A 1,153-nucleotide genomic window follows, 5' to 3' on the forward strand; every position below is an offset into this window, starting at 1 on the left:
TGGGGGGGGGGGGGGGTGGGGGGGGGATCGGGGGGGGGGGGCGGCGAAACACTTGTCTCAACTGGACCTTCGGTCTGCCGGAAAGACCCGCCCGAAAGGAGGGAAGCGCGCGGTCCTCCAAGCGGAACACCCCGCTGCTGCGTGTCCCCCAGCTCGCCATCCACCTGGACCGCCAGGTCAACGACGGCATGAAGCTCGACCGGCAGCGCCACGTCACCCCGATCTGGGGCCTCGGCCCGGTGGACGAGGGCTCGCTGATCGGCTACGTCGCCGAGCGGGCCGGCCTGGCCGTCGAGGACGTGGTCGGCTGGGACCTCATGACCCACGACGTCCAGCCCGCCTCCTACCTGGGCCGCGACCGGGAGCTGCTGGCCGCCCCGCGGCTGGACAACCTGCTGTCGGTGCACGCGGCCACCGCCGCGCTCGCCGCCGTCGCCACCGCGGCCGCCGAGGGCACCGTCGAGCTGCCGTACATCCCGGTACTGGCCGCCTTCGACCACGAGGAGACCGGCAGCGAGTCCGACACCGGCGCCCAGAGCCCGCTGCTCGGCAACGTGATCGACCGGACGATCCACGCCCGCGGGGGCAACCCGGAGGACCGCGCCCGGGCGCTGGCCGGCACCGTCTGCCTCTCCTCGGACATGGGCCACGCCGTCCACCCGAACTACACCGAGCGGCACGAGCCGGGCCACCACCCGATGCCGAACGGCGGGCCGATCCTCAAGGTCAACGTCAACAACCGCTACGCGACCGACGGCGTCGGCCGGGCGGTGTTCGCGGCCGCCTGCGAGAAGGCCGGGGTGCCGTGGCAGACCTTCGTGTCCAACAACGCCATGCCCTGCGGGACGACCATCGGCCCGATCACGGCGGCGCGGCTGGGCATCAAGACGGTGGACTGCGGCATCGCGGCGCTGTCCATGCACTCGGCGCGCGAGCTGTGCGGGGCGGAGGACCCGTACCTGCTGGCGAGTGCGATCAAGGCGTTCCTGGAGGGCTGAGGCTCCCGGTGAAGAGGGCGGGGGGAGGGGGGGGGGGCGGCCCCCCGGGGCCCCCCCCCCCCCCCCCCCCTTTCTCCCCCCCCCCCCACACACAACGGGGGGAGGGGGGGGACGACGTAGACCAACCCCCCCCCCCCCCCCCCCCCCTCCCGTTT

General features: G+C 74.3%; 1 pseudogene. It reads left to right on the forward strand.

Features of this window, described 5'->3' with window-relative positions:
* Nucleotides 1-131: 131 nt before the first annotated feature.
* A pseudogene (locus tag ACFQ87_RS04180) lies at nt 132-998 on the forward strand (M18 family aminopeptidase); the annotation flags it as partial.
* Between the last annotated feature and the right edge of the window lie 155 nt (nt 999-1,153).

Source organism: Kitasatospora sp. NPDC056531, assembly GCF_042794375.1.
Classification (GTDB): Bacteria; Actinomycetota; Actinomycetes; order Streptomycetales; family Streptomycetaceae; genus Kitasatospora.